This window comes from Paracoccus panacisoli (genome assembly GCF_042435015.1).
In the GTDB taxonomy this organism is placed as follows: Bacteria; Pseudomonadota; Alphaproteobacteria; order Rhodobacterales; family Rhodobacteraceae; genus Paracoccus; species Paracoccus panacisoli.
The window spans coordinates 17,586-40,650 of sequence record NZ_JBHMQU010000088.1 but is presented as its reverse complement, the minus strand read 5'-3'; the positions used below and the strand labels follow the sequence as shown (position 1 = coordinate 40,650).

The following is a 23,065-nucleotide window of genomic DNA, read 5'->3' as shown; positions in this document are numbered from 1 at the left end:
GCGCGGACAAGGGGCGATCGATGACAGCCGAACACCGAGCGAACGGCGGCGCAGCCGCCACGCGCGCCGCGCTGGCCGCGGATTTCGCCCATGTCGATGTCTGGATCTTCGATCTCGACAACACGCTCTATCCGCCCGAAGCGCGGCTCTTCGACCAGATCGAGCGGCGGATGACGGCGTATGTCGAGCGCCTGCTGGGCGTCGCGCCGGCCGAGGCCGACCGGCTCAGGGCCCATTACTGGCGCGAGCACGGCACGACGCTGGCCGGGCTGATGGCCGAGCACGGCATCGACCCGGTCGCCTACCTCGACGAGGTGCACGCCATCGACATGGGCGCGCTGACCCCCGACCCGGACCTTGCCGCGGCGATCCGGGCGCTGCCGGGGCAGAAGATCGTCCACACCAACGCGGACGCCGCCTACGCGGGCCGCGTCCTCGCCCATCGCGGGCTCGGCGTCTTCGACGCGATCTACGGCATCGGCGAGGTGGGCTATCACCCGAAGCCCGACCCGCGCGCATTTGCCGCGGTGCTCGAGGCGCATGGCATCGACCCGGCTCGCGCGGCCATGTTCGAGGATGACCCGAGGAACCTCGAAGTGCCGTTTTCGCTGGGAATGCGCACGGTTCTGGTCGGTCCCGGCCGGCATGGACCGGACCCGCTGGCCGCCGACCACCGGCACGGCGACCATGTGCTCTGGCAGACCGCGGCGCTCGGCGACTTCGTCGCGGCGCTTGCCGCAGCCCTGCCCGGCGTGGCAATGTCGCGCTGATCCGATCACACGACCCGACCACGAGGCTTATCATGGCGCACCCCAACACCTCCTCGGCCACCACCGCCGAAGCGATGACCCATGCCGTCAGCGGCGACGAGGCGATGCAGACCAAGCGCGAGCGCCAGATCGCCGGCCGGCTGCTGATCGGCGTGGTGCTGGCGGCGGTGCTGGTGGCGGTGCTGGTGGTGCTGTTCGGCCTGCCGGCGCTGACCATGGTCGGGCTGGCCGCCACCGTGCTCGTCTTCGTGGTGCTGATCGCCTACGCCACAGGGTACTGACCGTGGCCGCGCCGGGGGCCACCGCCCCCGCGGGGACGGCCGGCAGCACCGACACGGTCGACGTGCTCGTTTCGGGCGGCGGCGTCGCGGGACTGGCCGCGGCCGCGGCCTTCGGCGCGCAGGGGCTGTCGGTCGTCTGCGTCGACCCCGCCCCGCCGGTGACCGAGGAATCCGCCGCCGGTGCCGATCTGCGCACCACCGCCTTTCTGCAACCCTCGGTCGCGCTGCTCAGGCGCATCGGGCTGTGGGACCGTTTGGCCCCGCACGCCGCACCCCTGCAGGTCATGCGGATCGTCGATGCCGGCGGGGCCGAGCCCGTCGCCCGGCTGACGCGCGAGTTCGACGCCTCCGAGATCTCGGGCGAGCCGTTCGGCTACAACCTGCCCAACTGGCTGCTCAGGCGCGAGATGACCGCGCGGCTGGCCGACTTGCCGGGCGTCAGCTTCCGCCCCGGCACCGGGACCGCGGGGCTGGCCGTGCGCGAGGATGCGGCGCTGGTCGATCTGTCGGACGGCACCCGCGTCCGGGCGCGGCTCGTCGTCGCCGCCGACGGACGCAACTCGGCGGTGCGGCAGGCGCTGGGGATCGGCGTGCGCACCCTGCGCTACGGGCAGAAGGCGCTGGCCTTTGCCGTCACCCATGAGCGTCCGCACGACAATGTCTCGACCGAGATCCACCGCTCGGGCGGCCCCTTCACGCTGGTCCCGCTGCCCGACCGCGATGGGCGCCCCTCGTCGGCGGTGGTCTGGATGGAGCGCGGCCCCGAGGTCGCGCGGCTGCGCGCCCTGCCGCGCGCGGCGTTCGAGGCGGCGCTGAACGACCGCTCGGCGGGGGTGCTGGGGCGGCTCACGCTCGCCACCGGGCTGACCGAATGGCCGATCATCAGCCAGATCGCGGATGCCTACACCGGCCCCCGCACCGCGCTGATCGCCGAGGCTGCCCATGTCGTCCCGCCGATCGGGGCGCAGGGGCTGAACATGAGCCTTGCCGACCTGACGGCGCTGCTGGACCTGATGGGGTCGGACCCCGGCGATGCCGCGGCGCTCGACGCCTATGCCCGCGCGCGGCGCCCCGAGGCGCTGGCGCGGCTGATCGGCATCGATGCGCTGAACCGGGCAAGCATGATGCGGCTGCGCCCGCTGCGCGACCTGCGGGCGGCGGCGCTGGGGGGGCTTTACGCGCTCGCCCCGGTGCGGCGGACGATGATGCGGGCGGGGCTGGGGCTGCGCTGAACCGGCGATGGCGGTCCCCGATGGGACCGTCGCCGGATATTTGCGCCGGACAGACGCCTAGAGGTCGCGCAGCAGCGCGTCGAGCTGGCGCCGCCGGGCGCCCTCGACCTGCGGCAGCGGCGCGTCGCCGCGCAGCATCGCCAGCCGGCCGATCACCGTGTCGTCCGAGGTCAGGCGCTGGACGATCTCGGCCACGAAGGGGGTGACCGCCAGCGCCGCGGCCTCGGGGTCGTCCAGCAGGTCGCCGATCCGGCCCAGCAGGTTGTCGACCATGTCGCCGCGCCCGGGCCAGAAGGCCTTGAGCCCGTCGAACATCTCGTGCCCGGTGGCGAAGCGCTGGCGCGGCGGCCAGGGGCGCGGCGGGTGATAGATGCGGCGTTCCGTCTCGGCCAGCTTGACGAGGTTGGCGAGCCCCGACCCCAGCATGGCGAGCGTGCGCTCGGCCAGAGCCCGGCCCGGCAGGTCGGCCACCGTGTCGCAGACCGAGATCAGCCAGCGCAGGCTGAGATCGGCGGCGAGGGGGGCGCCGAGTTCGGCCGTCAGCCGCCCAAACAGGGCGGCCGCATGGGTGTCGCCCAGGTCGCGGCGCAGGATCACGATGGTGCGGGCCAGCAGATACGCCGCCTCGGAGCGGTCGCCGAACTCGGGCCGCAGCCGGTCGAGATGGGCGGAAAGGTCCCGCTCGCGCCCCGGCCAGCCCTTGGCCCGCGGCCCCGGCAGCCGGCGGGCAAAGAGCGCTGCAAGGTCGCAGTCGGGGGGCGGCAGGTGGGGATGCGTCATCGGCGGATCGGGCTCTCAACGGCGGCGCGGTCGCGGCGCGGGGGTCGCGAAACCCGGCATTTTGCATCCATTGCCGGGCCGGGCGTTCTGGACACCGAAAGTTGCGCGGTGTAGGCGCTCTGCCGACACATCCGAAACCGAAGGGGCGAGATAAGACCATGCGCGTGTATTATGACCGGGATTGCGACGTCAACCTCATCAAGGACAAGAAGATCGCGATCCTCGGCTATGGCTCGCAGGGCCACGCCCATGCGCTGAACCTGCGCGACTCGGGCGCCAAGAACGTCGTGGTGGCGCTGCGCGAGGGCTCGCCCTCGAAGGCCAAGGCCGAGGGCGAGGGGCTGCAGGTCATGGACATCGCCGAGGCGGCGAAATGGGCCGACCTGATCATGTTCACCATGCCCGACGAGCTGCAGGCCGAGACCTACAGGAAATACGTCCATGACAACCTGCGCGAAGGCGCGGCGATCGCCTTTGCCCACGGGCTGAACGTGCACTTCGGCCTGATCGAGCCGAAGAAGGGCGTGGACGTCATCATGATGGCGCCGAAGGGCCCGGGCCACACGGTGCGCGGCGAATACGTCAAGGGCGGCGGCGTGCCCTGCCTCGTTGCGGTCCACAACGACGCCTCGGGCAAGGCGATGGACCTCGCGCTCAGCTACTGTTCGGCGATCGGCGGCGGCCGCTCGGGGATCATCGAGACGAACTTCCGCGAAGAGTGCGAGACCGACCTCTTCGGCGAGCAGGCGGTGCTCTGCGGCGGCCTGGTAGAGCTGATCCGCATGGGCTTCGAGACGCTGGTCGAGGCGGGCTATGAGCCCGAGATGGCCTATTTCGAGTGCCTGCACGAGGTGAAGCTGATCGTGGACCTGATCTACGAAGGCGGCATCGCCAACATGAACTACTCGATCTCGAACACCGCCGAATACGGCGAGTATGTCTCGGGCCCGCGCATCCTGCCCTACGACGAGACGAAGGCGCGGATGAAAGAGGTGCTGCGCGACATCCAGACCGGCAAGTTCGTGCGCGACTTCATGCAGGAGAACGCGGTCGGCCAGCCGTCCTTCAAGGCGACCCGCCGGATCAACGACGAGCACCAGATCGAGCAGGTCGGCGCCAAGCTGCGCGAGATGATGCCGTGGATCTCGAAGGGCAAGATGGTGGACCGCGCCCGGAACTGATCCGGCGGGACCGAGGGGGCCTCGCGCCCCCGGCCGCTCACACCCGGCCAGGAACGAGGGGCGCCCGCCGTGGCGCCCCTTTGCCTTGCCGGGCGGGCGCGGGGGCGGCAAGCTGGCCGGACGAGCGCAGCCGAGGACCGCCATGACCCTGACCCAGCCCCCTCACCCCGGCATCTTCGACGAGCCGCCCGTCGCGGCCGACACGCTGTCCCATCTTGGGCCGCTGCGCGGTCTGGCGGGGCGGTGGCAGGCGGCGAAGGGCGTGGACACCAGCCCGAAGGCCGACGGGCCCGAGACGAAGCCCTATGTCGAGCACGCGAGCTTCGCGGTGATCGACGGCCAGACGAACGGCCCGCAGCTCTTCTACGGGCTGCGCTATCACATGCACATCAACACGCCCGACGAGAAGATCACCTTCCACGACCAGATCGGCTACTGGCTGTGGGAGCCCGCGACCGGGCTGCTGCTGCAAAGCGTGACCATCCCGCGGGGCCAGGCGCTGCTGGCGCAGGGGCACGCCGGCGCAGACGACCGCAGCGTCACGGTCGAGGCGGTGCGCGGGGCCACGACCAACGGCATCGCGTCGAACCCGTTTCTGGACCAGAACTTCCGCACCGACCGCTACCGCTGCGCGATCACGCTGCACGACGATGACAGCTGGTCCTATCGGCTGGACACCACGCTGATGGTCGAAGGCAAGGCGTTCGACCACCACGACACCAACCGCCTGCGCCGGGTCGGGCCGCCGCAGCCGAACCCGCTCGCCGCGGGGTGAGGCGTCACAGGTCGTTGTGGCTGTTGAGCAGCTCGGCGGCCGAGACGGTGCGGCCGTCGCTCATCCGGCACAGATCGGCGCGGCGGCCGCCCGAGGTGCGGTGGATGACCGTCCCGCCCGTCCCCTGACAATAGAGCGCCGCCGGATCGACGATGGCCGACGAGGTCACGCTGCGCTGGGTCGTGGTGGGGGCCGGGGCCCCGCAGGCGGCGAGCGTCAGGACTGCGGCGGCAGTAACGAGGGAAGCGGGGGCGCGCATCGGGTTCCTCCTGCAAGATATCCCTGTCCCAACCGCGCGGGCGGGGAAAGGTTCATTCCTCGGTGACGTCGATCACGCCCTCGACCGCGCGCAGCGTCTGGCGCATCCGCGGCGTCACCGGCACGTCGTCGCCCACGGCGATGTCGTAGACCCGGTGCCCCTCGCGCACCCGCAGCAGCAGCGGCCCGCGGCCCTTGGCCGAGACGGCGATCTCGGCCGAGGCCGCGCGCAGCCGGTCGAGCACCGCGACGGCGGTGGGCGCGTCCGCAACCTCGACGGCCAGCTTGCCCGAGCCCGCATCCGCCACCGCATCCTCGAGACGCTGCACCCCGCGGGCCAGCATCTTAACCTGATCGCCCGAGGGCTCGGCATTGACCGTCAGCAGCACGTTCTGCCCCGGCTCCAGCAGATCGCGGTGGGCGTCGAGCGTGTCCGAGAACACCGTCGCCTCGTAAAGCCCGGTCGGGTCCGAGAGCGTGACGAAGGCATAGCGCGTGCCCTTGGCGGATTTCTTCTCGGCCCGCGCCGCCACCGTCCCGGCGATCTGGGCCGCCAGCGGCCCGTCGAGCGACGCCGCCTGCACCTCGGCCAGCGTCATCGCCCCCTTGCGCCTGAGCGCCGGCAGATAGTCGTCAAGCGGGTGGCCCGAGAGGTAGAACCCGACCGCCAGCCGCTCTTCGGCCAGCTTCTCGGCCGGCATCCAGACCTTGGCGAGCGCCGGGCGTGGCGGCGGCAGGTCCTCGCCCCCGCCGAACAGCGAGGACTGGTTCGAGACCTCGGCCGCCTGCACCGCCGCCGACCACGCCATCAGCCCGTCGAGCGAGGCGAGCACCCGCGCCCGGTTCGCGTCGAGCGCATCGAAGGCGCCGGCGCGGGCCAGCATCTCGAGCGCGCGCTTGCCGATCTGCTTCATCGGCACGCGGCGGGCGAAATCGTTCAGGTCGCGGAAGGGCGTGTCGCCGCGCGCCGTGACGAGGACGCGCATCGCCTCGACCCCCACGTTCTTCAGCGCGCCGAGCGCATAGACGATCCGCCCCTCACTGACCGAGAAGGTCGGCTGCGAGACGTTGACCGAGGGGGCCACGATCTCGATCCCCATCCGGTCGACCTCGCGGCGATAGACGGCGAGCTTGTCGGTCAGGTGGATGTCGCAGTTCATCACCGCGGCCATGAACTCGACCGGGTGGTTCGCCTTGAGCCAGGCGGTCTGGTAGCTGACCACCGCATAGGCGGCGGCGTGCGACTTGTTGAAGCCGTAGTTGGCGAACTTCTCGAGCAGGTCGAAGACCTCGCCGGCCTTCTTGGCGTCCACCCCCTGCGCCACGCAGCCGTCGACGAACTTCGGCCGTTCCTTGGCCATCTCTTCGGCGATCTTCTTGCCCATCGCGCGGCGCAAGAGGTCCGCGCCGCCGAGCGAATAGCCCGCCATGACCTGCGCGATCTGCATCACCTGTTCCTGATAGACGATGATGCCCTGAGTCTCGGCCAGGATGTGGTCGATGGTCGGATGGATCGATTCGAGCGGCCGGACCCCGTTCTTGACGTCGCAATAGGTCGGGATGTTCTCCATCGGACCGGGACGGTAGAGCGCCACCAGCGCCACGATATCCTCGATGCAGGTGGGCTTCATGCGCCGAAGCGCGTCCATCATCCCCGAGGATTCCACCTGGAACACCGCCACCGTGCGGGCGCTGGCGAACAGGCGATAGGACGCCTCGTCGTCCAGCGGGATCAGGTTGATCTCGTCCACCGCCCCCTCGGGCGGGTCGTAGAGGCGGCGCCCGTCCGCCGCGATGTGCAGGTGGCGGCCGCCCGCGCGGATCAGGTCGACGGCGTTCTGGATCACCGTCAGCGTCTTGAGGCCGAGGAAGTCGAACTTGACCAGCCCCGCCTGCTCGACCCACTTCATGTTGAACTGCGTCGCCGGCATGTCCGAGCCGGGGTCGCGGTAGAGCGGCACGAGCTGGTCGAGCGGCCGGTCCCCGATCACCACGCCGGCCGCGTGGGTCGAGGCGTTCCTGAGCAGCCCCTCGACCTGGCCCGCATAGTCGAGCATCCGGCGGACGTTCTCCTCGGCGGCCGCGGCCTCGCGCAGGCGCGGCTCATCGGCCAGCGCCTTGGCGATCGAGACGGGCTTGACGCCCTCGACCGGGATCATCTTCGACAGCTTGTCGCGCTGCGGGAACCCCATCCCCAGCACGCGGCCCACGTCGTGCACCGCCGCCTTGGACAGAAGCGCGCCGAAGGTGATGATCTGCCCCACCTTCTCGCGGCCGTATTTCTGGCAGACGTAGTCGATCACCTCTTCCCGGCGGTCCATGCAGAAGTCGATGTCGAAGTCCGGCATCGACACCCGCTCAGGGTTCAGGAAGCGCTCGAACAGCAGCGAATAGCGCAGCGGGTCGAGGTCGGTGATGGTCAGCGCATAGGCGACCAGCGACCCGGCCCCCGAGCCGCGGCCCGGGCCCACGGGGATGCCCTGCGCCTTGGCCCATTTGATGAAGTCGGCGACGATCAGGAAATAGCCGGGGAAGCCCATCTGCTCGATGATCCCCAGCTCGAAGTCGAGCCGCGCCTCGTACTCGGCCACGCTGACCGAATGCTCGATCACGGCCAGCCGGGCGGCGAGCCCCTCGCGCGCCTGCCTGCGCAGCTCGTCCACCTCGTCCTCGGCGAAGCGCGGCAGGATCGGCTTGTGCTTGGCCACCGCAAAGGCGCAGCGGCGGGCAATCTCGACGGTGTTGTCGAGCGCCTCGGGCAGGTCGGCGAACAGCGCCGCCATCTCGGATTCGGACTTGAAGTCGTGGTTGGCAGTCAGCCGCCGCCGGGGCGCGGCCTGATCGACCAGCGCCCGCTCGCGGATGCAGATCAGCGCGTCATGGGCGCCGAACATCGCCGGATCGGGGAAATGCACGTCGTTGGTGGCGACCAGCGGCAGGCCCAGCGCATAGGCCAGGTCGATCATCCCCGCCTCCGAGGCGACCTCGGCAGGCATCATCTGGCCGTTGTCCATCATGTGCCGCTGCAACTCGACGTAAAGCCGGTCGCCGAAGGCGGCGGTCAGGTCGCGCAGATGCGCCTCGGCATCCGCGCGGTGGCCGGCCGCCACCATCTGGCCCAGGGGGCCGCCCGCACCGCCGGTCAGGCAGATCAGCCCGCCCGCGTGGGCCGCAAGCTCGGCCATCGTCACATGGGGAAAGTCGCGCGGCGGGGTGACGTAGAGGCAGGTGGACAGCGCCATCAGGTTCGCCCAGCCCGCCGCATCCTGCGCCAGCAGCACCACCGGCCCGCAGGCGGGGCCTGCGTCGAGCGTCATCTGGCAGCCGACGATCGGCTGCACCCCCTCGTCCATCGCCTTGACCGAGAACTCGAGCGCGGCGAACAGCGCGTTGGTGTCGGTCAGCGCGACGGCGGGCATCCCCTTCTTGGCGGCCAGCCCGGCCAGCTTCTTGACCGGGATCGCCCCCTCGAGCAGCGAGTGTTCCGAGTGGCAGCGCAGGTGGATGAATCGGGGGGTGTCGGTCGGCATGGGGGATGACTAGCACCCCGGCCCCCGGGGCAGAAGGGGCGGGGGGCCGGCACCTGACCCGCCCGCACCACGTAAACTCTTTACGCCGCGGCAGAGGCTTGGCAGGACCGCGAGGATGATTGTGCCGCAGCGTTTTCGGGCTAACGTGGGCGGGTTCGACGGCGGGGCTCTCGTGACGACAGACGTGCTTTTCCGGGCCGAGGGCCTGACCAAGACCTATCCGGGCGTGCGCGCCAACGACGCCGTGTCGTTCGACGCGCGCCCCGGCGAGATCCACGCGCTTCTGGGCGAGAACGGCGCGGGCAAGTCCACGCTGGTCAAGATGATCTACGGCCTCGTGCGCCCCGACGCGGGGACCATGACACTCGGCGGCCAGCCCTATGCCCCGGCCGATCCGCGCGCCGCGCGGGCGGCGGGCGTGGGGATGGTCTTCCAGCATTTCAGCCTGTTCGACGCGCTGACCGTGGCCGAGAACGTGGCCCTCGGGATGGACGCCCCGCCGCCGCGCGCGGCGCTGGCGCGGCGGATCGCGGATGTCTCGGCCGCCTACGGGCTGCCGCTGAACCCCGCGCGGCGCATCGCATCGCTCTCGGCCGGGGAACGCCAGCGGGTCGAGATCGTGCGCTGCCTGCTGGGCGGGCCGCGGCTCCTGATCATGGACGAGCCGACCAGCGTGCTGACCCCGCAGGAGGCCGAGATCCTGTTCGCCACGCTGCGCCAGCTGGCCGCGCAGGGGACCGCGATCCTCTATATCTCACACAAGCTCGAGGAAATCCGCGCCCATTGCGACCGCGCCACGATCCTGCGGCACGGGCGCGTCGTGGGCACCGTCGATCCGCGCGCCCATTCCGCCCGCGACCTCGCGGCGATGATGGTTGGCGCCGAGATGCGGATCGTGGACCGCTCGGGCCGGCAGGCGGGGGCCGAGCTGCTCGCCGTCAGGGGCCTGACCTCGGCGGCGGGGATCGACGGGACGCCCTTGCGCGACGTGGGATTCGCAGTCCGCGCGGGCGAGATCCTCGGGATCGGCGGGGTGGCCGGCAACGGGCAGGAGGAGCTGATCGCCGCGCTCTCGGGCGAGACGACCGGCAGGCCCGGCACGGTGACGCTGGCGGGCGCGGATGTGTCGGCGCTTGGCCCCGAGGCGCGCCGGCGCGCGGGGCTTCTGGCGGCGCCCGAGGACCGGCTCGGCCACGCCGCGGTGCCCGAGATGAGCCTGACCGAGAATGCCATCCTGACCGCCGCCACCCGGCAGGGGCTGGCGAAGGGCGGGATGATCGACCATGCCGCCGCGCGCCGCTTTGCCGAAGGCGTCATCGCGGGCTTCGACGTGCGGACCCCCGGCCCCTCCACCGCCGCGGGGGCGCTGTCGGGCGGCAACCTGCAGAAATTCGTCATCGGCCGCGAGATCATGCAGGAACCCCGCGCGCTGATCGTGAACCAGCCGACCTGGGGCGTGGACGCTAGCGCCGCCGCGGCGATCCGGCAGGCGCTCCTGGACCTCGCCGCGCGCGGGGCGGCGGTGGTGGTGATCAGCCAGGACCTCGACGAGCTTCTGGAACTCAGCGACCGCTTCGCGGCGCTGAACGAGGGGCGGCTGTCGGCCCCCGTGCCGACCGAGGGGCTGACGCTGGAACAGGTGGGCCTGATGCTCGGCGGCGCGCATGGGATGGAGGTCGCCCATGTTGCGGCTTGAGCCCCGGACCAACGCGCCCTGGTGGCTGGGCATCGCCACGCCGGTCATTGCGGTGCTGGCGACGATGATCGCGGGCGGCCTGCTGTTCGCGCTGATGGGCTTCGACCCGGTGGCGGCGATCCGCACGATCTTCTGGGACCCGCTCTTCGGGCAGGCGGCCGCCTATTCCCGCCCGCAACTGCTGGTCAAGGCCGGGCCGCTGATCCTGATCGCCTGCGGCCTCGCCATCGGCTTTCGCGCCGGGATCTGGAACATCGGCGCCGAGGGCCAGTACATCGTCGGCGGCATCTGCGGGGCGGCCGTGGCGCTCGCCGCCTATCCCGCCGAGGGCGCGTGGATCTTCCCGGCGATGGTGCTGGCGGGCGCCGCCGGCGGCTGGGCCTGGGGGATGATCCCGGCGGTGCTCAGGAACTGGTTCGGTGCCTCCGAGATCCTCGTCTCGCTGATGCTGGTCTATGTCGCGCAGCGGCTGGCCGCGTGGATGGCCTTTGGCCCGATGCGCAACCCCGAGGGCTTCGGGATGCCCGGCTCGCGCAACCTTCAGCAATACCCGCCCGCCGCCAACCCCGAGCTGATCGCCGGGACCGGCATCCACTGGGGCGTGATCGCGGCCGCGGTGGCGGTCGTCGTGACCTGGGTGCTGATGACCCGCCACATCCGCGGCTTTCACATCCGCGTCGCGGGCCTCGCCCCCCGCGCGGCCCGCTTCGCGGGCGTCCGGCCCGAGGCGCTGGTCGCGTTCTGCCTCGGGCTCTCGGGCGCGCTCGCCGGGATGGCGGGGCTCTTCGAGGCCGCCGGGCCGGGCGGGCAGATCACCGACAGCTTCGGCTCGGGCTACGGCTTCACCGCGATCATCGTGGCCTTCCTCGGGCGGCTGCACCCCTTGGGCATCCTGCTCGCCGGGCTGCTGCTCGCGCTGACCTACATCGGCGGCGAACTCGCGCAGCTCATGCTGTCGCTGCCCGCCGCGACCGTGCAGGTGTTCCAGGGGATGCTGCTCTTCTTCCTCCTGGCCTTCGACACGCTGGGCCGGTTCCGCATCCGCTGGGGACGACCGGGGGAGGCGCGGGCATGATCCTCGACTGGACCACATTGCTGCTGCTGATGTCGGGGGCGACCCCGATCCTGCTCGCCGCCCTGGGCGAGGCGGTGGTCGAGCGTGCGGGCGTCCTCAACCTCGGGGTCGAGGGGATGATGATCACCGGCGCGCTGGCCGGGTTCGCGCTGGCGCACGCCACCGGCTCGCCCGCGCTGGGGTTTCTGGGCGGGGCACTGGCCGGGGCGGCGCTGTCGATGATCTTCGCGGTGCTGACCCAGTATCTGCTCACCAACCAGGTGGCGACGGGGCTGGCCCTGACGCTCTTCGGCCTCGGCCTCACGGCGATGTTCGGCAAGCCCTATGAGGGGGTCAAGGCGCCCACCATGCCGGGCGGGCCGCTGGGGATCAACTGGGTGATCTGGGCCGGGCTCGCCCTCGTGCCGCTGATCTGGCTGGCGCTGAACCGCACCCGCCCCGGCCTGATCCTGCGCGCGGTGGGCGAGAACCACGATGCCGCCCACGCGCTCGGCTACAAGGTCCGCGCCGTGCGCGTGGCGGCGATCGCCCTGGGCGGGGCGCTCGCGGGCCTCGGCGGGGCCTATGTCTCGATCGCCACGGTGCTGCAATGGACCGAGGGGATGACCGCGGGCGCGGGCTGGATCGCGCTCGCCATCGTCGTCTTCGCGGGGTGGAGCCCGTGGGGCGTTCTCGCCGGTGCCTGGCTTTTCGGCGGCGTGACCGTGATGCAGCTTCGCCTGCAGGCGGCGGGCGTCGCGGTGCCGGTGCAGCTGCTCTCGATGGCGCCTTATCTTGCCACGATCCTCGTCCTCGTGGTCATATCGGCGCGGCAGAAATACGCGCGCTCGGCCAGCGGCGCGGCCCCGGGATCGCTGGGCCGCAGCTTCCACGCGACGCGGTAAGCACCCGACAGAGGAGATCACGATGACCCGCAGACAACTTCTGGCCTCGGCCGCCGCGCTGGCGGTGGTGGCCATGCTGCCCGCCCTGCCCCACGGCGCCGCCGCCGCGACCCCGATCCCCGAGGGCGAAAAGCTCAAGGTCGGCTTCATCTACGTGGGCCCGGTGGGCGACGGCGGCTGGTCCTTCCAGCACGACCAGGGCCGGCAGGCGATCGAGAAGGAATACGGCGACCGGGTCGAGACGACCTTCATCGAAAGCGTGCCCGAGGGCGCCGACGCCGAGCGCGCGCTGACCCAGCTGGCGCTCGCCGGCAACAAGCTGATCTTCGCCACCTCGTTCGGGTTCATGGACGCCGTGATCAACGTGGCCAAGAAGTTCCCGGACGTGAAGTTCGAGCACGCGACCGGCTACAAGCGGGCCGACAACGTCGCGACCTATGACGCGCGCTTCTACGAAGGCCGCGCGGTGATGGGCACCATCGCGGGCCGGATGACCAAGTCGAACAAGATCGGCTACATCGGCTCGTTCCCGATCCCCGAGGTGGTGCAGGGCATCAACTCGTCCTTCATCCACGCCCGCAAGGTGAACCCGGCGGTCGAGATGAAGGTGGTCTGGGCCTACACCTGGTTCGACCCCGCGAAAGAGGCTGACGCCGCATCCGCCCTGATCGCAGAAGGGGTGGACGTGATCCTGCAGCACACCGACTCGACGGCGCCGATGGGCAAGCTGCAAGAGGCGGGCGGGATCGGCTTCGGCCAGGCCTCCGACATGGCGGCCTTCAAGCCGACGCCGCGGGTCAGCGCCATCATCGACAACTGGGCGCCCTACTACGTCAAGCGCGTGGGCGAGGTGCTGGACGGGACCTGGACCAGCTCGGCCACCTGGGCCGGCATCGGCGAGGGCGAGGTCGAGATCGGCGAGATCACCGACGCGGTCCCCGCCGAGGTCAAGGCCGAGGCCGAGGCCCTGCGCGACAGGATCGGCAAGAAGGAATACCACCCCTTCACCGGCCCGCTGAAGAAGGCGGACGGCAGCGACTGGCTGGCCGAGGGAAAAGTGGCAACGGACGAGGAGCTGTCGCAGATGAACTTCTTCGTCGAGGGGATCACCGCCCAGATGCCGAAATAGGCGCGGGCAGCACCGCCGGACCGGGGCTCTGCCCCGGACCCCGGGATATTCCGGGCAAAGAGAAAGGGGGGTCGGCGAACCGGCCCCCCTTTTTCTGCGCCCGGTGGCGGGCGCATGGCGCAGTCTCGGCGTTATTCGAGGTGGCTCTCGATGAACCACAGGTCCTTGTCGGCCTGCTGCGAGGCGGCCGTCAGGATGTCGGCGGTGTCGGCGTCGCCCGCCTCGTCGGTGGTGTCGATTGCCTCGCGCACGCGCGCGCCGTACTCGCGCAGCCGGGCCGAGATCTCGCGGATATGGTCGGCCGACTTGGTGAGGTCGGTCGGATAGGGCTTGAGCTTGGTCGCCTTGGCGACCTCTTCCACGGTGCCCACGGCCACGCCGTCGAGCTGCTGGACGCGCTCGGCCATCGCGTCGATCTGCGGGTCGAGCCGTGCCTTTACCGCGTCGAACAGCTCGTGGATGGCGATGAAGTTCGGACCCTTGACGTTCCAGTGCGCCTGCTTGAGCGCCATCGACAGCGACGCCGCATCGTTCATGCAGCTCTGCAGTTCGGTGATCGCGGTCTTGCGGGCGTTGTCCTTGAGACCCTGAAGATTGACGGCCATGTCATGCCTCCTTGAATTGGGACTGTCCCCCAATCAACGGCCCCCCGGCACAGGGGTTCCGGGCGCATGGCGGCCATGCAGAGCCGGCCCGGCGTGCCCCACCCCCGCAACGCGAACGGCGCCCCCCTTGCGGGAGGCGCCGTCGAAAGCATCGCCGAAGCCGAAGATCAGGCCGTGGCGGTCTGGATGAACTTCACCGCGTCGCCGAAGGTCTGGATGGTCTCGGCGGCGTCGTCGGGGATCTCGATCCCGAACTCTTCCTCGAAGGCCATGACCAGCTCGACCGTGTCGAGCGAGTCGGCGCCCAGATCGTCGATGAAGGAAGCGGTCTCGGTGACCTTCTCTTCCTCGACGCCCAGGTGCTCGACGACGATCTTCTTCACGCGATCAGCGATATCGCTCATGTCTCGTTCCTCAGTTGCGGGCGCTCCGCCCGGATGTTGCCGATCCCTGAACCGGCGACAGCCGCGGGCGGTTCCGCGCGGCCTTGGCCTCGGGATATAGCACCGCTCGTCCCCTCTGCAACTGGTTTCACGACGGCGCGATGCGGGCGGCCGGACGGCCGATCAGAGCATCGCCATGCCGCCGTTCACGTGCAGCGTGGCACCGGTGACATAGCCCGCCGCGGGGCTGGCGAGATAGACGACGGCGGCCGCGATGTCGTCGGCCGACCCCATCCGCCCGGCGGGAATCTGGGTCAGGATGCGGGCCTTCTGCTCGTCGTTCAGCTTGTCGGTCATCGCCGTCTCGATGAAGCCGGGGGCGACGCAGTTGACGGTGATCCCGCGGCTGGCGACCTCATAGGCCAGCGACTTCGACATCCCGACCAGCCCGGCCTTGGCGGCGGCATAGTTGCCCTGGCCCGGGTTGCCGGTCGCACCCACGACCGAGGTGATCGAGACGATCCGCCCCCAGCGCGCCTTCATCATCCCGCGCAGCACGCCCCGCGCCAGCCGGAAGGACGAGGTGAGGTTCACGTCCAGCACCTCGGCCCATTCCGCGTCCGACATCCGCATGAACAGGTTGTCGCGGGTGATCCCGGCGTTGTTGACCAGAATGTCGACCGCGCCCATCGCCTCGGCTGCCTTCTTCGGCAGCGCCTCGACCTCGGCCGCGTCGCCCAGATTGGCGGTGACGACATGGGCGCGATCCCCCAGCCGCTTGGCCAGGTCGCGCAGCGGCGCCTCGCGGGTGCCCGAGAGGGTCACCTGCGCCCCCGCCTTGTGCAGCGCGGCCGCGACGGCGCCGCCGATGCCGCCCGAGGCGCCGGTGATCAGCGCCGATTTTCCGGTCAGGTCGAACATCGCGGGTCCCTTTCTTCCTTGTTCAAATATCCCGGGGTCCGGGGCAGCGCCCCGGTCCGGCCTCAGCCCCTGAGGGCTGCCAGATCCGCCGGCGTGCCGAAGTTGCGCGTCAACGCGCCCGGCACGATGCGCTTGATCATCCCCGACAGCGCCTTGCCGGCCCCGATCTCCCAGAACTCGGTCACGCCCTGCTCGGCCATGAACGCGACCGACTCGCGCCAGCGCACGGCGCCCGTCACCTGCTCGACCAGAAGCTGCCGGATCGCGCCGGGCTGCAGCACCGCCTCGGCCCGCACGTTGGCGACCAGCGGCACGGCGGGCTCGTGGATGTCCACGCCGGCGAGCGCATCGGCCATCACCGTCGCCGCCGGCTGCATCAGCGCCGAGTGGAAGGGCGCCGAGACCGGCAGCATCAGTGCCCGCTTGGCGCCGCGCTCCTTCGCCAGCGCGGCGGCGCGCTCCACGGCGACCTTGTGGCCCGAGATCACCACCTGCGCGGGGTCGTTGTCGTTCGCGGCCTGGCAGACCTCGTCCTCGGCCGCCTCGCGGGCAATCTCGTCCACGGTGGCGAAGTCGAGCCCGAGGATCGCGGCCATCGCCCCCTGCCCGACCGGCACCGCCTCTTGCATGGCCGTGCCGCGGATCTGGAGGAGCCGCGCCGTGTCGCTGAGGCTGATCGCGCCGGCCGCGCAGAGCGCCGAGTATTCGCCGAGCGAGTGCCCCGCGACAAACGCGGCATCGGTGATCGCAAACCCCTCGGCCTCGAGCACCCGCATCGCCGCGACCGAGGTCGCCATCAGCGCCGGCTGGGCGTTGCGGGTCAGCGTCAGGGTCTCGATGTCCCCCTCCCACACCAGCGCCGAGAGGTTTTCGCCCAGCGCCTCGTCCACCTCGTCGAAGACCGCGCGGGCGGCGGGATAGGCCTCGGCCAGCTCGCGGCCCATGCCGATGGTCTGGGCCCCCTGGCCCGGAAAGACGTATGCGCGCATCTGTGGCTCCATTGGATTTGCACCGGGCATAGCTTTTGCGCGCCCGGCAGGCAACGTCCGCGCGCGGCAGCCAGGGTCGCAGGGGAGCGTCGCCCCCGTCCCTGCGGGGTTCCCCCCAAGGATGCTTCGGCCACGAAAAAGGCCGCCCTCGGGAAAGGGCGGCCGCAGCGTCTCACGGGTCGGGCGGGATCAGCCGACCAGTTCGAGACCCGAGAAGAAGAAGGCGATTTCCTCTTTCGCCGTCTCGGCGGCGTCCGAGCCGTGGACCGAGTTCTCGCCGACCGAGAGCGCGTATTCCTTGCGGATGGTGCCCGCGTCGGCGTTGGCCGGGTTGGTCGCGCCCATCACTTCGCGGTTCTTGGCGATGGCGTTCTCGCCCTCGAGCACCTGCACCACAACCGGCTCGGAGGCCATGAACTCGACCAGCTCGCCGTAGAAGGGGCGATCCTTGTGGACCTCGTAGAACTTGCCAGCCTGGGCGGGCGACAGGTGGATGCGCTTCTGCGCGACGATGCGCAGGCCGGCATCCTCGAATTTCTGATTGATCTTGCCGGTCAGGTTGCGACGCGTCGCGTCGGGCTTGATGATCGAGAGGGTGCGTTCGACAGCCATGATGTCCTCGGGAGAAATGTCGGGGTTGCGATTGCGCGGCGCGGTATCACGCGCGCCGGGGGATGGAAACCCCGCGGGGAGGCCACGCGCCGCCGCCCGCGGGGCGCGCCTTTGCCGCCACAACCGCGCGGTGAAAGCCGCCGCGACGTTACGGTGCAGGTTGAACCGGAGCGGTGACGGGCCGTTACTCTCGACGGACCGACCGTTTACAACCGGAACTGGAGTGACCTCATGAGAAACTGGGGACTTTGGCTGGCCGCGGGCATCATTTCGCTGCTCGGCGGCATCTTCGCCCTGGCCAACCCGCTGGCGGCGACATTGACCGCGACGCTGCTGGCCGCCTGGGCGTTCATCGTCGTGGGCATCCTGACCATCGCCTCGGCGTTCGCGGATCAGGGCTGGGGCGGGCGCATCGCGGCCATCCTGCTGGGCATCCTCATGGTGCTGCTGGGCGTCAACCTTGCCGGCGACCCGCTGGCCGGGACGCTGTCGCTGACCATGGCCACCGCCATCCTGCTGGTGGTGCTGGGGATCGTACGGATCTCGCTGGGGTTCAGCTTCCGCACGCCGGGCGTGCGGTTTCTGCTGATCATGTCGGGGGCGCTGTCGCTGCTGCTCGCCTTCATGATCTACAGCAACTGGCCGCAGTCGGCGGCGCTGGTGCTGGGCCTGTTCCTCGCCATCGAGCTGATCTCGAACGGCATTTCGCTGATCGTGCTGGCGATGGACCGCAAGGGCCACATCGCCTGACCAGCCCCGGTCGGGGCCGAGGCGTGCAGTGCCCGGCCCCGGAACTCAGGCTCCGCCTCGGGCCTGACCGTCAGGAAGCCGTCACAGCAATGACGTCGATCCGTCATGCGGGACCGTTAGTGCCTCGGACATCCCAACATGACGAGGCGACTACCGATGATCTCTTCCCTCTTCCGCTCGGCCGCGCTGGCGGCGTTGATCCCGGCCGCGGGTCTGGCCCAGACGGCTCCGGCCACGCCCGCCGCCACGCCGTCGGCGACCGAGACCCCGACCGCCACCCCCGCGTATGACTTCGCGGCGGCCAAGCGGGACGCGCTGACCTACGGGCCGCGGCCGTTCTACCTCATCGACCGGCTGCCGGCGGGGGCACTCAAGGACAAGCTCGCCGCCTGCCGCGGGCAGGAACCGAAAGTCTCGTCCTTCTCGATCGGCCACCGCGGCGCGCCGATGATGTTCCCCGAGCACACCGTGGAATCGAACCTCGCCGCGGCGGCGATGGGGGCGGGCGTGCTCGAATGCGACGTGACCTTCACCAAGGACAAGACGCTCGTCTGCCGCCACGCGCAGAACGACCTGCACACGACGACGAACATCCTGGCCACCCCGCTGGCGGCCAAATGCGTGACCCCCTTCGCCCCGGCGGCCGAGGGCACCGACGCCAAGGCCGAGTGCCGCACCGCCGAGCTGACGCTGGACGAGTTCCGCAGCCTGTCCCCCAAGATGGACAGCGCCGACAAGACCGCCACCACGGTCGAGGCCTACATGAAGGGCAACCCGGGCTGGCGCACCGACCTCTATTCGGACGGCGCGCATCTGATGACCCACGCCGAGTCGATCCAGCTCTTCAAGGCCCTGGGCGCCAAGTTCACGCCCGAGCTGAAAGAGGCGATCGTCGAGATGCCCTTCGACGGCTGGACCAACGAGGATTACGCCCAGGCCATCGTGGACGAGTACAAGGCCGCCGGCATCCCGCCCGCGGACGTTCACCTGCAGACCTTCGAGATGGTCCACATGGACCACTGGCTGAAGGCCGAGCCCGAGTTCGCCAAGACTGCCGTCTATCTGGTCGATCCCGACCGCGTGGACGGGTTCGATCCCGAAAAGCCCGAAAGCTGGGGCGAGTACGCGCCGCAGCCGCTGGCCGACAAGGGCATCCGCACGCTGGCCCCGCCGCTCTTCGCGCTGGTCGCGCCGGGCGAGGGGCACGACATGGTGCCCTCGGCCTATGCCAAGGCGATCAAGGCGGCGGGGATGGACATCATCACCTGGTCGCTCGAGCGCTCGGGCCCGATCGGGCGCGGCAATGGCGGCTGGTACTACGGCAGCGTCAAGAGCGTGGCGACGGACGACGGCGCGATCTACGAGATGGTGGACACGCTGGCGCAGGAAGTGGGCGTCAAGGGCATCTTCTCGGACTGGCCGGCGACCGTGACCTATTACGCCAACTGCATGGGCATCGAGTGATCCGATAGGGGACAGGGCAGCCCCCGGGCTGCCCGACCTCAAACGAAAACGGGCAGCCCCGCAGGGCTGCCCGTCGATCGTTCCACCGAGCCCTCAGGCTCGCAGCGGCTCAGGCTCAGACGAACGCGAGGTTGATCGCCGATTCGCGGCCGTCGCGGCCACGCTCGAGGTCATAGGTGACCTTCTGGCCGTCGGCCGGGGCCGAGAGACCCGCGCGCTCGAGCGCCGAGACGTGCAGGAACACGTCGCGGTTGCCGTCCTGCGGCTGGATGAAGCCGAAGCCTTTGGTGGGGTTGAACCATTTCACGGTGCCGTTGGCCATCGTGAGATCTCCTGTCGTGATGCCGCCCGCGGAATGCGGCGGCCCGGCGCAGTCAGGTCGTAAAAGCAGCCTGCAGCCGGGTAACGGAGACAGAAGGCAGATAGTCGGTAACGTTGCCCGACCCACATGGACCCGTTCGCCCCGGATTACAAGGGGCGTCGCGTTCGCCGACCCCGAGCCCTCCCCCCCCCCGGCCCGTTGACGCGGCCCCGCGCGTGCGGCAAGGCGCAGCCATGCTGCGGATCGACGACATTTCCTATTCCATCGCCGGCCGGCCGCTCTTCGAGCAGGCGAGCGCGGTCATCCCGGACGGCCACAAGGTCGGCCTCGTCGGCCCCAACGGCGCGGGCAAGACGACGCTGTTCCGGCTGATCCGGGGCGAATTGGGGCTGGATGGCGGCGCGATCACCCTGCCCGCCCGCGCCCGCATCGGCGGGGTGGCGCAGGAAAGCCCGGCCACCGACGTCACCGTGCTGGACACGGTGCTGGCCGCCGACACCGAGCGTCACGCGCTGATGGCCGAGGCCGAGACCGCCACCGACCCCCACCGGATCGCCGAGATCCAGACCCGGCTCGCCGACATCGACGCCTGGTCGGCCGAGGGGCGGGCGGCCGCCATCCTGCAGGGGCTCGGCTTCTCGACCGAGGATCAGGCCCGGCCGACCGGCGATTTTTCCGGCGGCTGGCGGATGCGGATGGCGCTGGCGGGGGTGCTGTTCGCGCAGCCCGACCTGCTGCTGCTCGACGAGCCGACCAATTACCTCGACCTCGAAGGGGCGCTGTGGCTGGAAGGCTATCTGGCGAAATACCCCCACACGGTCATCGTCATCAGCCACGACCGCGGGCTTCTGAACCGCGCCGTGGGCTCGATCCTGCATCTCGAGGATCGCAAGCTCACGCTGTATTCCGGCGGCTACGACAGCTTCGCCCGCGTCCGCGCCGAGCGCCGGGCGCTGCAGGCCGCCGAGGCCAAGAAGCAGGAGGCCCGGCGCGCCCATCTGCAAAGCTTCGTCGACCGTTTCCGCGCCAAGGCGACCAAGGCCGCGCAGGCGCAGTCGCGCCTGAAGGCGCTGGCGAAGATGGAGCCGATCGCCTCGCCCGAAGAGGCGAAGTTCCACCGCTTCACCTTTCCGCAGCCCGACCAGCTCTCGCCGCCGATCCTGTCGCTCGACGGCGTGTCGGTCGGCTACGGCGACCGCGCGGTGCTCAAGCGCCTCAACCTGCGGCTGGACCAAGACGACCGCATCGCGCTGCTGGGCCGCAACGGGCAGGGGAAATCGACGCTCGCCAAGCTGCTGGCCGGGCGGCTCGAGCCGATGGAGGGGCGGCTCGTGCGATCCGGCAAGCTCAGGGTCGGGTATTTCGCCCAGCATCAGGTCGACGAGCTGCATCTGGACGAAACCCCGCTCGACCACGTGCGCAGCCTGCGCCCGGACGAGGCGCCGGCGCGGCTGCGCGCCCGGCTCGCCGGCTTCGGGCTGATGGAGGCGCAGGCCGAAACCCGCGTGGCCTCGCTTTCGGGCGGGCAGAAGGCGCGGCTGTCGCTGCTGCTCGCCACCATCGACGCGCCGCACCTTTTGATCCTCGACGAGCCGACCAACCACCTCGACATCGAAAGCCGCGAGGCGCTGACCGAGGCGCTGAACGACTATACCGGCGCGGTGGTGCTGGTCAGCCACGACATGCACCTGCTGGAGCTGGTGGCGGACCGGCTGTGGCTCGTCTCGGGCGGGGCGGTGACACCCTATGCCGACGATCTGGAAACCTATCGCCGCAGCCTGCTGACCGCCGACGAGCCCGAGCGCCCGCGTGAGGCGGCGAAGCCCGCCTCGCGCCGGCCGAGCCGCGACACCGTGCTGGAACTGCGCGCCGAGGCGCGGCGCTGCGAAGAGCGGGTCGAGAAGCTGACCGACATGCTCGACCGGATCGCGGCGAAGATGGCCGACCCCGCGCTTTACGACGACCCGGCCGAGGCCGAGAAATGGGGCCGCAAGCACGCCGAGGCGACCGAGGCGCTGCCGCGCGCCGAGGCGCTGTGGATGGACGCGCTGGAACGGCTCGAGGCGGCCGAGCGGGGCTGAGGCGGGCGGGCTCGGCTGGAATGAGCCGATGCCGTCGCCCCACCCCGCACCATCGCTGGACAGGCGGCCCGGCAGCCGTCAGATTCCGCGCCAAAACCTGACCGAGGGACAGCCCATGCCAAACCATCTCGCCGCGCTCGCGGCTCTCGCCGTGCTCGCGGCCTCGCCCGCCCTCGCGCAGGAGGGGTGGGGCGTCGCGGCCGACATCGGCCTTGGCGCCGAGGTCGAGCCGGACTGGCTCGGCGCCAAGGACATGAGCACCGGACCGTGGGTGATCTTCCGCAACTTCGACGTGACCGCGCCGGGCGAGACGGCGGGGGACGAGGGGACCGCGGACGGGTTCCGGGTCGGCCCGACGCTGAACTGGCGCGGCGGCCGCAAGGCGGACGATTCGGACGCGCTCGCCGGCCTTGACGACATCGACGGCACGGTCGAGGCCGGGCTGCGCTTCCGCTATACGCAAGGGCCGGCCAGCGCCTATGTCGTCGTCCGCAAGGGCTTCGGCGGGCACGAGGGGATCGCCGGGGCGGTCGGGGCCAAGTTGCGGATGACGCCGCGCGAGCGGCTGACCCTCTGGCCGGGGATCGAGGCCAAGTTCGGCAATGACCAGTTCGCGCGGACCTGGTTCGGCGTCACCGCCGACGAGGCGCAGCGCAGCGGCTATGCGGAATACTCGCCCCAGGGCGGGATCTATGCCGCCGGCGTCAAGCTTGAGGCGCGCTATGCGCTGACCGACAGCCTCGCGCTGGTGGGTGAGGCCGAATACGCCCGCCTCGTGGGCGATGCCGCCGACGCGCCCTTCATCGAGGAAAAGTCCCAGCCCTCGCTGCGGCTGGGCGTCGTCCACCGCTTCGACCTGCGGTTCTGACCGCGCCTGCCATGCAGCGGCCGGGGGTTTCCCCGGCCCGGCCGGTCCCCTATATAATCCCTCAGCTATTCGAGGGGAGCCGTCCCGCATGACCCAGCAGGCCCAGAAACAGGTCGAACCGATGATCGAAGGCGCACCGCTGATCGCGCCCTCGACGACCGACCATCCGCTTTACGACAGCGTGGTCGAGGCCTGCCGGTCCGTCTACGACCCGGAGATCCCGGTCAACATCTTCGACCTCGGGCTGGTCTACACGATCACCATCGACGACACCGACGCGGTGCGGGTCATCATGACGCTGACCGCGCCCGGCTGCCCGGTCGCGGGCGAGATGCCCGGCTGGGTCGCGGATGCCGTCAACGCCCTGCCCGGCGTGCGGCAGGTGGATGTCGAGATGACCTTCCAGCCGCCTTGGGGGATGGAGATGATGTCCGACGAGGCCCGGCTGGAACTGGGGTTCATGTGACCCCTGCCCCGCC

The 23,065-nt window shown here is 70.5% G+C and carries 23 protein-coding genes; 14 read left to right on the top strand and 9 right to left on the bottom strand.

Annotation, left to right across the window (positions count from 1 at the left end; all coding sequences use genetic code 11):
• Window positions 1–20 precede the first annotated feature (20 nt).
• From ACFHYO_RS15255 to ACFHYO_RS15245, 3 genes are read left to right on the top strand one after another with little or no spacing between them, the layout of a single operon-like run.
• Complete coding sequence (locus ACFHYO_RS15255) at window positions 21–770, top strand: pyrimidine 5'-nucleotidase (protein WP_394321512.1); 750 nt, start codon at window positions 21–23, stop codon at window positions 768–770.
• Between the two features lie 32 nt (window positions 771–802).
• Window positions 803–1,051, top strand: a complete 249-nt coding sequence (locus tag ACFHYO_RS15250; RefSeq protein WP_394321510.1) for a hypothetical protein — start codon at window positions 803–805, stop codon at window positions 1,049–1,051.
• Window positions 1,052–1,053: 2 nt separating this feature from the next.
• On the top strand, window positions 1,054–2,283 hold the full coding sequence (locus ACFHYO_RS15245; protein WP_394321508.1) for a UbiH/UbiF family hydroxylase: 1,230 nt from the start codon (window positions 1,054–1,056) through the stop codon (window positions 2,281–2,283).
• A 57-nt stretch (window positions 2,284–2,340) separates the two neighbouring features.
• Here ACFHYO_RS15245 and ACFHYO_RS15240 read toward each other — a convergent pair whose 3' ends face one another.
• Complete coding sequence (locus ACFHYO_RS15240; RefSeq protein ID WP_394321507.1) at window positions 2,341–3,063, bottom strand: hypothetical protein; 723 nt, start codon at window positions 3,061–3,063, stop codon at window positions 2,341–2,343.
• A 158-nt stretch (window positions 3,064–3,221) separates the two neighbouring features.
• Here ACFHYO_RS15240 and ilvC point away from each other — a divergent pair, with 158 nt between their 5' ends.
• The gene (gene ilvC / locus ACFHYO_RS15235; protein ID WP_036719724.1) at window positions 3,222–4,244 is read left to right on the top strand and encodes a ketol-acid reductoisomerase; all 1,023 of its coding nucleotides are present in this window, start codon (window positions 3,222–3,224) and stop codon (window positions 4,242–4,244) included.
• A gap of 142 nt (window positions 4,245–4,386) precedes the next feature.
• On the top strand, window positions 4,387–5,019 hold the full coding sequence (locus tag ACFHYO_RS15230; RefSeq protein ID WP_394321504.1) for a heme-binding beta-barrel domain-containing protein: 633 nt from the start codon (window positions 4,387–4,389) through the stop codon (window positions 5,017–5,019).
• 4 nt (window positions 5,020–5,023) lie between these two features.
• On the opposite strand, the gene ACFHYO_RS15225 is transcribed toward ACFHYO_RS15230, so the two are convergent.
• A complete protein-coding gene (locus ACFHYO_RS15225; protein ID WP_036700129.1) occupies window positions 5,024–5,278 on the bottom strand; it encodes a DUF333 domain-containing protein in 255 nt (84 codons plus the stop codon).
• Window positions 5,279–5,330: 52 nt separating this feature from the next.
• Window positions 5,331–8,807 carry a DNA polymerase III subunit alpha gene (gene dnaE, locus ACFHYO_RS15220; protein WP_394321502.1) on the bottom strand — a complete coding sequence of 1,159 codons (3,477 nt, stop codon included), beginning with the start codon at window positions 8,805–8,807 and terminating at the stop codon, window positions 5,331–5,333.
• A 172-nt stretch (window positions 8,808–8,979) separates the two neighbouring features.
• Here dnaE and ACFHYO_RS15215 point away from each other — a divergent pair, with 172 nt between their 5' ends.
• From ACFHYO_RS15215 to ACFHYO_RS15200, 4 genes are read left to right on the top strand one after another with little or no spacing between them, the layout of a single operon-like run.
• Entirely contained in the window at window positions 8,980–10,503 is a 1,524-nt protein-coding gene (locus ACFHYO_RS15215) for an ABC transporter ATP-binding protein (protein WP_394321500.1), read from the top strand.
• Window positions 10,490–11,578: an ABC transporter permease gene (locus ACFHYO_RS15210; RefSeq protein ID WP_394321499.1), complete on the top strand. Its 1,089-nt coding sequence runs from the start codon at window positions 10,490–10,492 to the stop codon at window positions 11,576–11,578. The genes ACFHYO_RS15215 and ACFHYO_RS15210 overlap by 14 nt, the downstream gene beginning before the upstream one ends.
• Window positions 11,575–12,462: an ABC transporter permease gene (locus tag ACFHYO_RS15205; protein WP_394321498.1), complete on the top strand. Its 888-nt coding sequence runs from the start codon at window positions 11,575–11,577 to the stop codon at window positions 12,460–12,462. Before ACFHYO_RS15210 ends, ACFHYO_RS15205 begins: the two co-directional genes overlap by 4 nt.
• Window positions 12,463–12,484: 22 nt before the next feature.
• Entirely contained in the window at window positions 12,485–13,591 is a 1,107-nt protein-coding gene (locus tag ACFHYO_RS15200) for a BMP family ABC transporter substrate-binding protein (protein ID WP_036700141.1), read from the top strand.
• Between the two features lie 131 nt (window positions 13,592–13,722).
• Here the strand turns inward: ACFHYO_RS15200 and dps are convergent, their stop codons facing one another.
• The 5 genes from dps to ndk all read right to left on the bottom strand — a co-directional run bounded on the left by dps (window position 13,723) and on the right by ndk (window position 17,101).
• Window positions 13,723–14,196 (bottom strand): DNA starvation/stationary phase protection protein Dps, encoded by a 474-nt coding sequence (dps, locus tag ACFHYO_RS15195; RefSeq protein ID WP_036731701.1) that lies wholly within the window; start codon window positions 14,194–14,196, stop codon window positions 13,723–13,725.
• 167 nt (window positions 14,197–14,363) lie between these two features.
• On the bottom strand, window positions 14,364–14,600 hold the full coding sequence (locus ACFHYO_RS15190) for an acyl carrier protein (protein ID WP_036700146.1): 237 nt from the start codon (window positions 14,598–14,600) through the stop codon (window positions 14,364–14,366).
• 162 nt (window positions 14,601–14,762) lie between these two features.
• Window positions 14,763–15,500: a 3-oxoacyl-[acyl-carrier-protein] reductase gene (gene fabG, locus ACFHYO_RS15185; protein ID WP_394321495.1), complete on the bottom strand. Its 738-nt coding sequence runs from the start codon at window positions 15,498–15,500 to the stop codon at window positions 14,763–14,765.
• Between the two features lie 62 nt (window positions 15,501–15,562).
• Window positions 15,563–16,489, bottom strand: coding sequence for an ACP S-malonyltransferase (gene fabD, locus ACFHYO_RS15180; RefSeq protein WP_394321493.1), 927 nt, complete (start codon window positions 16,487–16,489; stop codon window positions 15,563–15,565).
• Between the two features lie 189 nt (window positions 16,490–16,678).
• Window positions 16,679–17,101 (bottom strand): nucleoside-diphosphate kinase, encoded by a 423-nt coding sequence (gene ndk / locus ACFHYO_RS15175; protein WP_036700154.1) that lies wholly within the window; start codon window positions 17,099–17,101, stop codon window positions 16,679–16,681.
• A 231-nt stretch (window positions 17,102–17,332) separates the two neighbouring features.
• Between ndk and ACFHYO_RS15170 the strand changes: the two genes are divergently transcribed.
• Both ACFHYO_RS15170 and ACFHYO_RS15165 read left to right on the top strand, forming a co-directional pair.
• Window positions 17,333–17,851 carry an HdeD family acid-resistance protein gene (locus tag ACFHYO_RS15170; protein WP_036706484.1) on the top strand — a complete coding sequence of 173 codons (519 nt, stop codon included), beginning with the start codon at window positions 17,333–17,335 and terminating at the stop codon, window positions 17,849–17,851.
• A 156-nt stretch (window positions 17,852–18,007) separates the two neighbouring features.
• Window positions 18,008–19,315, top strand: a complete 1,308-nt coding sequence (locus ACFHYO_RS15165) for a glycerophosphodiester phosphodiesterase family protein (RefSeq protein ID WP_394321491.1) — start codon at window positions 18,008–18,010, stop codon at window positions 19,313–19,315.
• A 115-nt stretch (window positions 19,316–19,430) separates the two neighbouring features.
• Here the strand turns inward: ACFHYO_RS15165 and ACFHYO_RS15160 are convergent, their stop codons facing one another.
• Window positions 19,431–19,637 carry a cold-shock protein gene (locus ACFHYO_RS15160; RefSeq protein ID WP_036700160.1) on the bottom strand — a complete coding sequence of 69 codons (207 nt, stop codon included), beginning with the start codon at window positions 19,635–19,637 and terminating at the stop codon, window positions 19,431–19,433.
• Window positions 19,638–19,870: 233 nt separating this feature from the next.
• On the opposite strand from ACFHYO_RS15160, the gene ACFHYO_RS15155 reads away from it, so the two are divergent.
• The 3 genes from ACFHYO_RS15155 (at window position 19,871) to ACFHYO_RS15145 (ending at window position 23,052) form a co-directional block, all read left to right on the top strand.
• The gene (locus ACFHYO_RS15155) at window positions 19,871–21,718 is read left to right on the top strand and encodes an ABC-F family ATP-binding cassette domain-containing protein (RefSeq protein WP_394321489.1); all 1,848 of its coding nucleotides are present in this window, start codon (window positions 19,871–19,873) and stop codon (window positions 21,716–21,718) included.
• 115 nt (window positions 21,719–21,833) lie between these two features.
• Window positions 21,834–22,586 (top strand): MipA/OmpV family protein, encoded by a 753-nt coding sequence (locus ACFHYO_RS15150; RefSeq protein ID WP_036703985.1) that lies wholly within the window; start codon window positions 21,834–21,836, stop codon window positions 22,584–22,586.
• Between the two features lie 88 nt (window positions 22,587–22,674).
• Window positions 22,675–23,052: an SUF system Fe-S cluster assembly protein gene (locus tag ACFHYO_RS15145; RefSeq protein ID WP_231555372.1), complete on the top strand. Its 378-nt coding sequence runs from the start codon at window positions 22,675–22,677 to the stop codon at window positions 23,050–23,052.
• The last annotated feature ends 13 nt before the right edge of the window (window positions 23,053–23,065 follow it).

Coding starts and splice junctions, on each gene's coding strand:
- ACFHYO_RS15255 (WP_394321512.1), top strand. CDS start 21: ATGACAGCCGAACACCGAGCGAACGGCGGCGCAGCCGCCACGCGCGCC.
- ACFHYO_RS15250 (WP_394321510.1), top strand. CDS start 803: ATGGCGCACCCCAACACCTCCTCGGCCACCACCGCCGAAGCGATGACC.
- ACFHYO_RS15240 (WP_394321507.1), bottom strand. CDS start 3,063: ATGACGCATCCCCACCTGCCGCCCCCCGACTGCGACCTTGCAGCGCTC.
- ilvC (WP_036719724.1), top strand. CDS start 3,222: ATGCGCGTGTATTATGACCGGGATTGCGACGTCAACCTCATCAAGGAC.
- ACFHYO_RS15230 (WP_394321504.1), top strand. CDS start 4,387: ATGACCCTGACCCAGCCCCCTCACCCCGGCATCTTCGACGAGCCGCCC.
- ACFHYO_RS15225 (WP_036700129.1), bottom strand. CDS start 5,278: ATGCGCGCCCCCGCTTCCCTCGTTACTGCCGCCGCAGTCCTGACGCTC.
- dnaE (WP_394321502.1), bottom strand. CDS start 8,807: ATGCCGACCGACACCCCCCGATTCATCCACCTGCGCTGCCACTCGGAA.
- ACFHYO_RS15210 (WP_394321499.1), top strand. CDS start 10,490: ATGTTGCGGCTTGAGCCCCGGACCAACGCGCCCTGGTGGCTGGGCATC.
- ACFHYO_RS15205 (WP_394321498.1), top strand. CDS start 11,575: ATGATCCTCGACTGGACCACATTGCTGCTGCTGATGTCGGGGGCGACC.
- ACFHYO_RS15200 (WP_036700141.1), top strand. CDS start 12,485: ATGACCCGCAGACAACTTCTGGCCTCGGCCGCCGCGCTGGCGGTGGTG.
- dps (WP_036731701.1), bottom strand. CDS start 14,196: ATGGCCGTCAATCTTCAGGGTCTCAAGGACAACGCCCGCAAGACCGCG.
- ACFHYO_RS15190 (WP_036700146.1), bottom strand. CDS start 14,600: ATGAGCGATATCGCTGATCGCGTGAAGAAGATCGTCGTCGAGCACCTG.
- fabG (WP_394321495.1), bottom strand. CDS start 15,500: ATGTTCGACCTGACCGGAAAATCGGCGCTGATCACCGGCGCCTCGGGC.
- fabD (WP_394321493.1), bottom strand. CDS start 16,489: ATGCGCGCATACGTCTTTCCGGGCCAGGGGGCCCAGACCATCGGCATG.
- ndk (WP_036700154.1), bottom strand. CDS start 17,101: ATGGCTGTCGAACGCACCCTCTCGATCATCAAGCCCGACGCGACGCGT.
- ACFHYO_RS15170 (WP_036706484.1), top strand. CDS start 17,333: ATGAGAAACTGGGGACTTTGGCTGGCCGCGGGCATCATTTCGCTGCTC.
- ACFHYO_RS15165 (WP_394321491.1), top strand. CDS start 18,008: ATGATCTCTTCCCTCTTCCGCTCGGCCGCGCTGGCGGCGTTGATCCCG.
- ACFHYO_RS15160 (WP_036700160.1), bottom strand. CDS start 19,637: ATGGCCAACGGCACCGTGAAATGGTTCAACCCCACCAAAGGCTTCGGC.
- ACFHYO_RS15155 (WP_394321489.1), top strand. CDS start 19,871: ATGCTGCGGATCGACGACATTTCCTATTCCATCGCCGGCCGGCCGCTC.
- ACFHYO_RS15150 (WP_036703985.1), top strand. CDS start 21,834: ATGCCAAACCATCTCGCCGCGCTCGCGGCTCTCGCCGTGCTCGCGGCC.
- ACFHYO_RS15145 (WP_231555372.1), top strand. CDS start 22,675: ATGACCCAGCAGGCCCAGAAACAGGTCGAACCGATGATCGAAGGCGCA.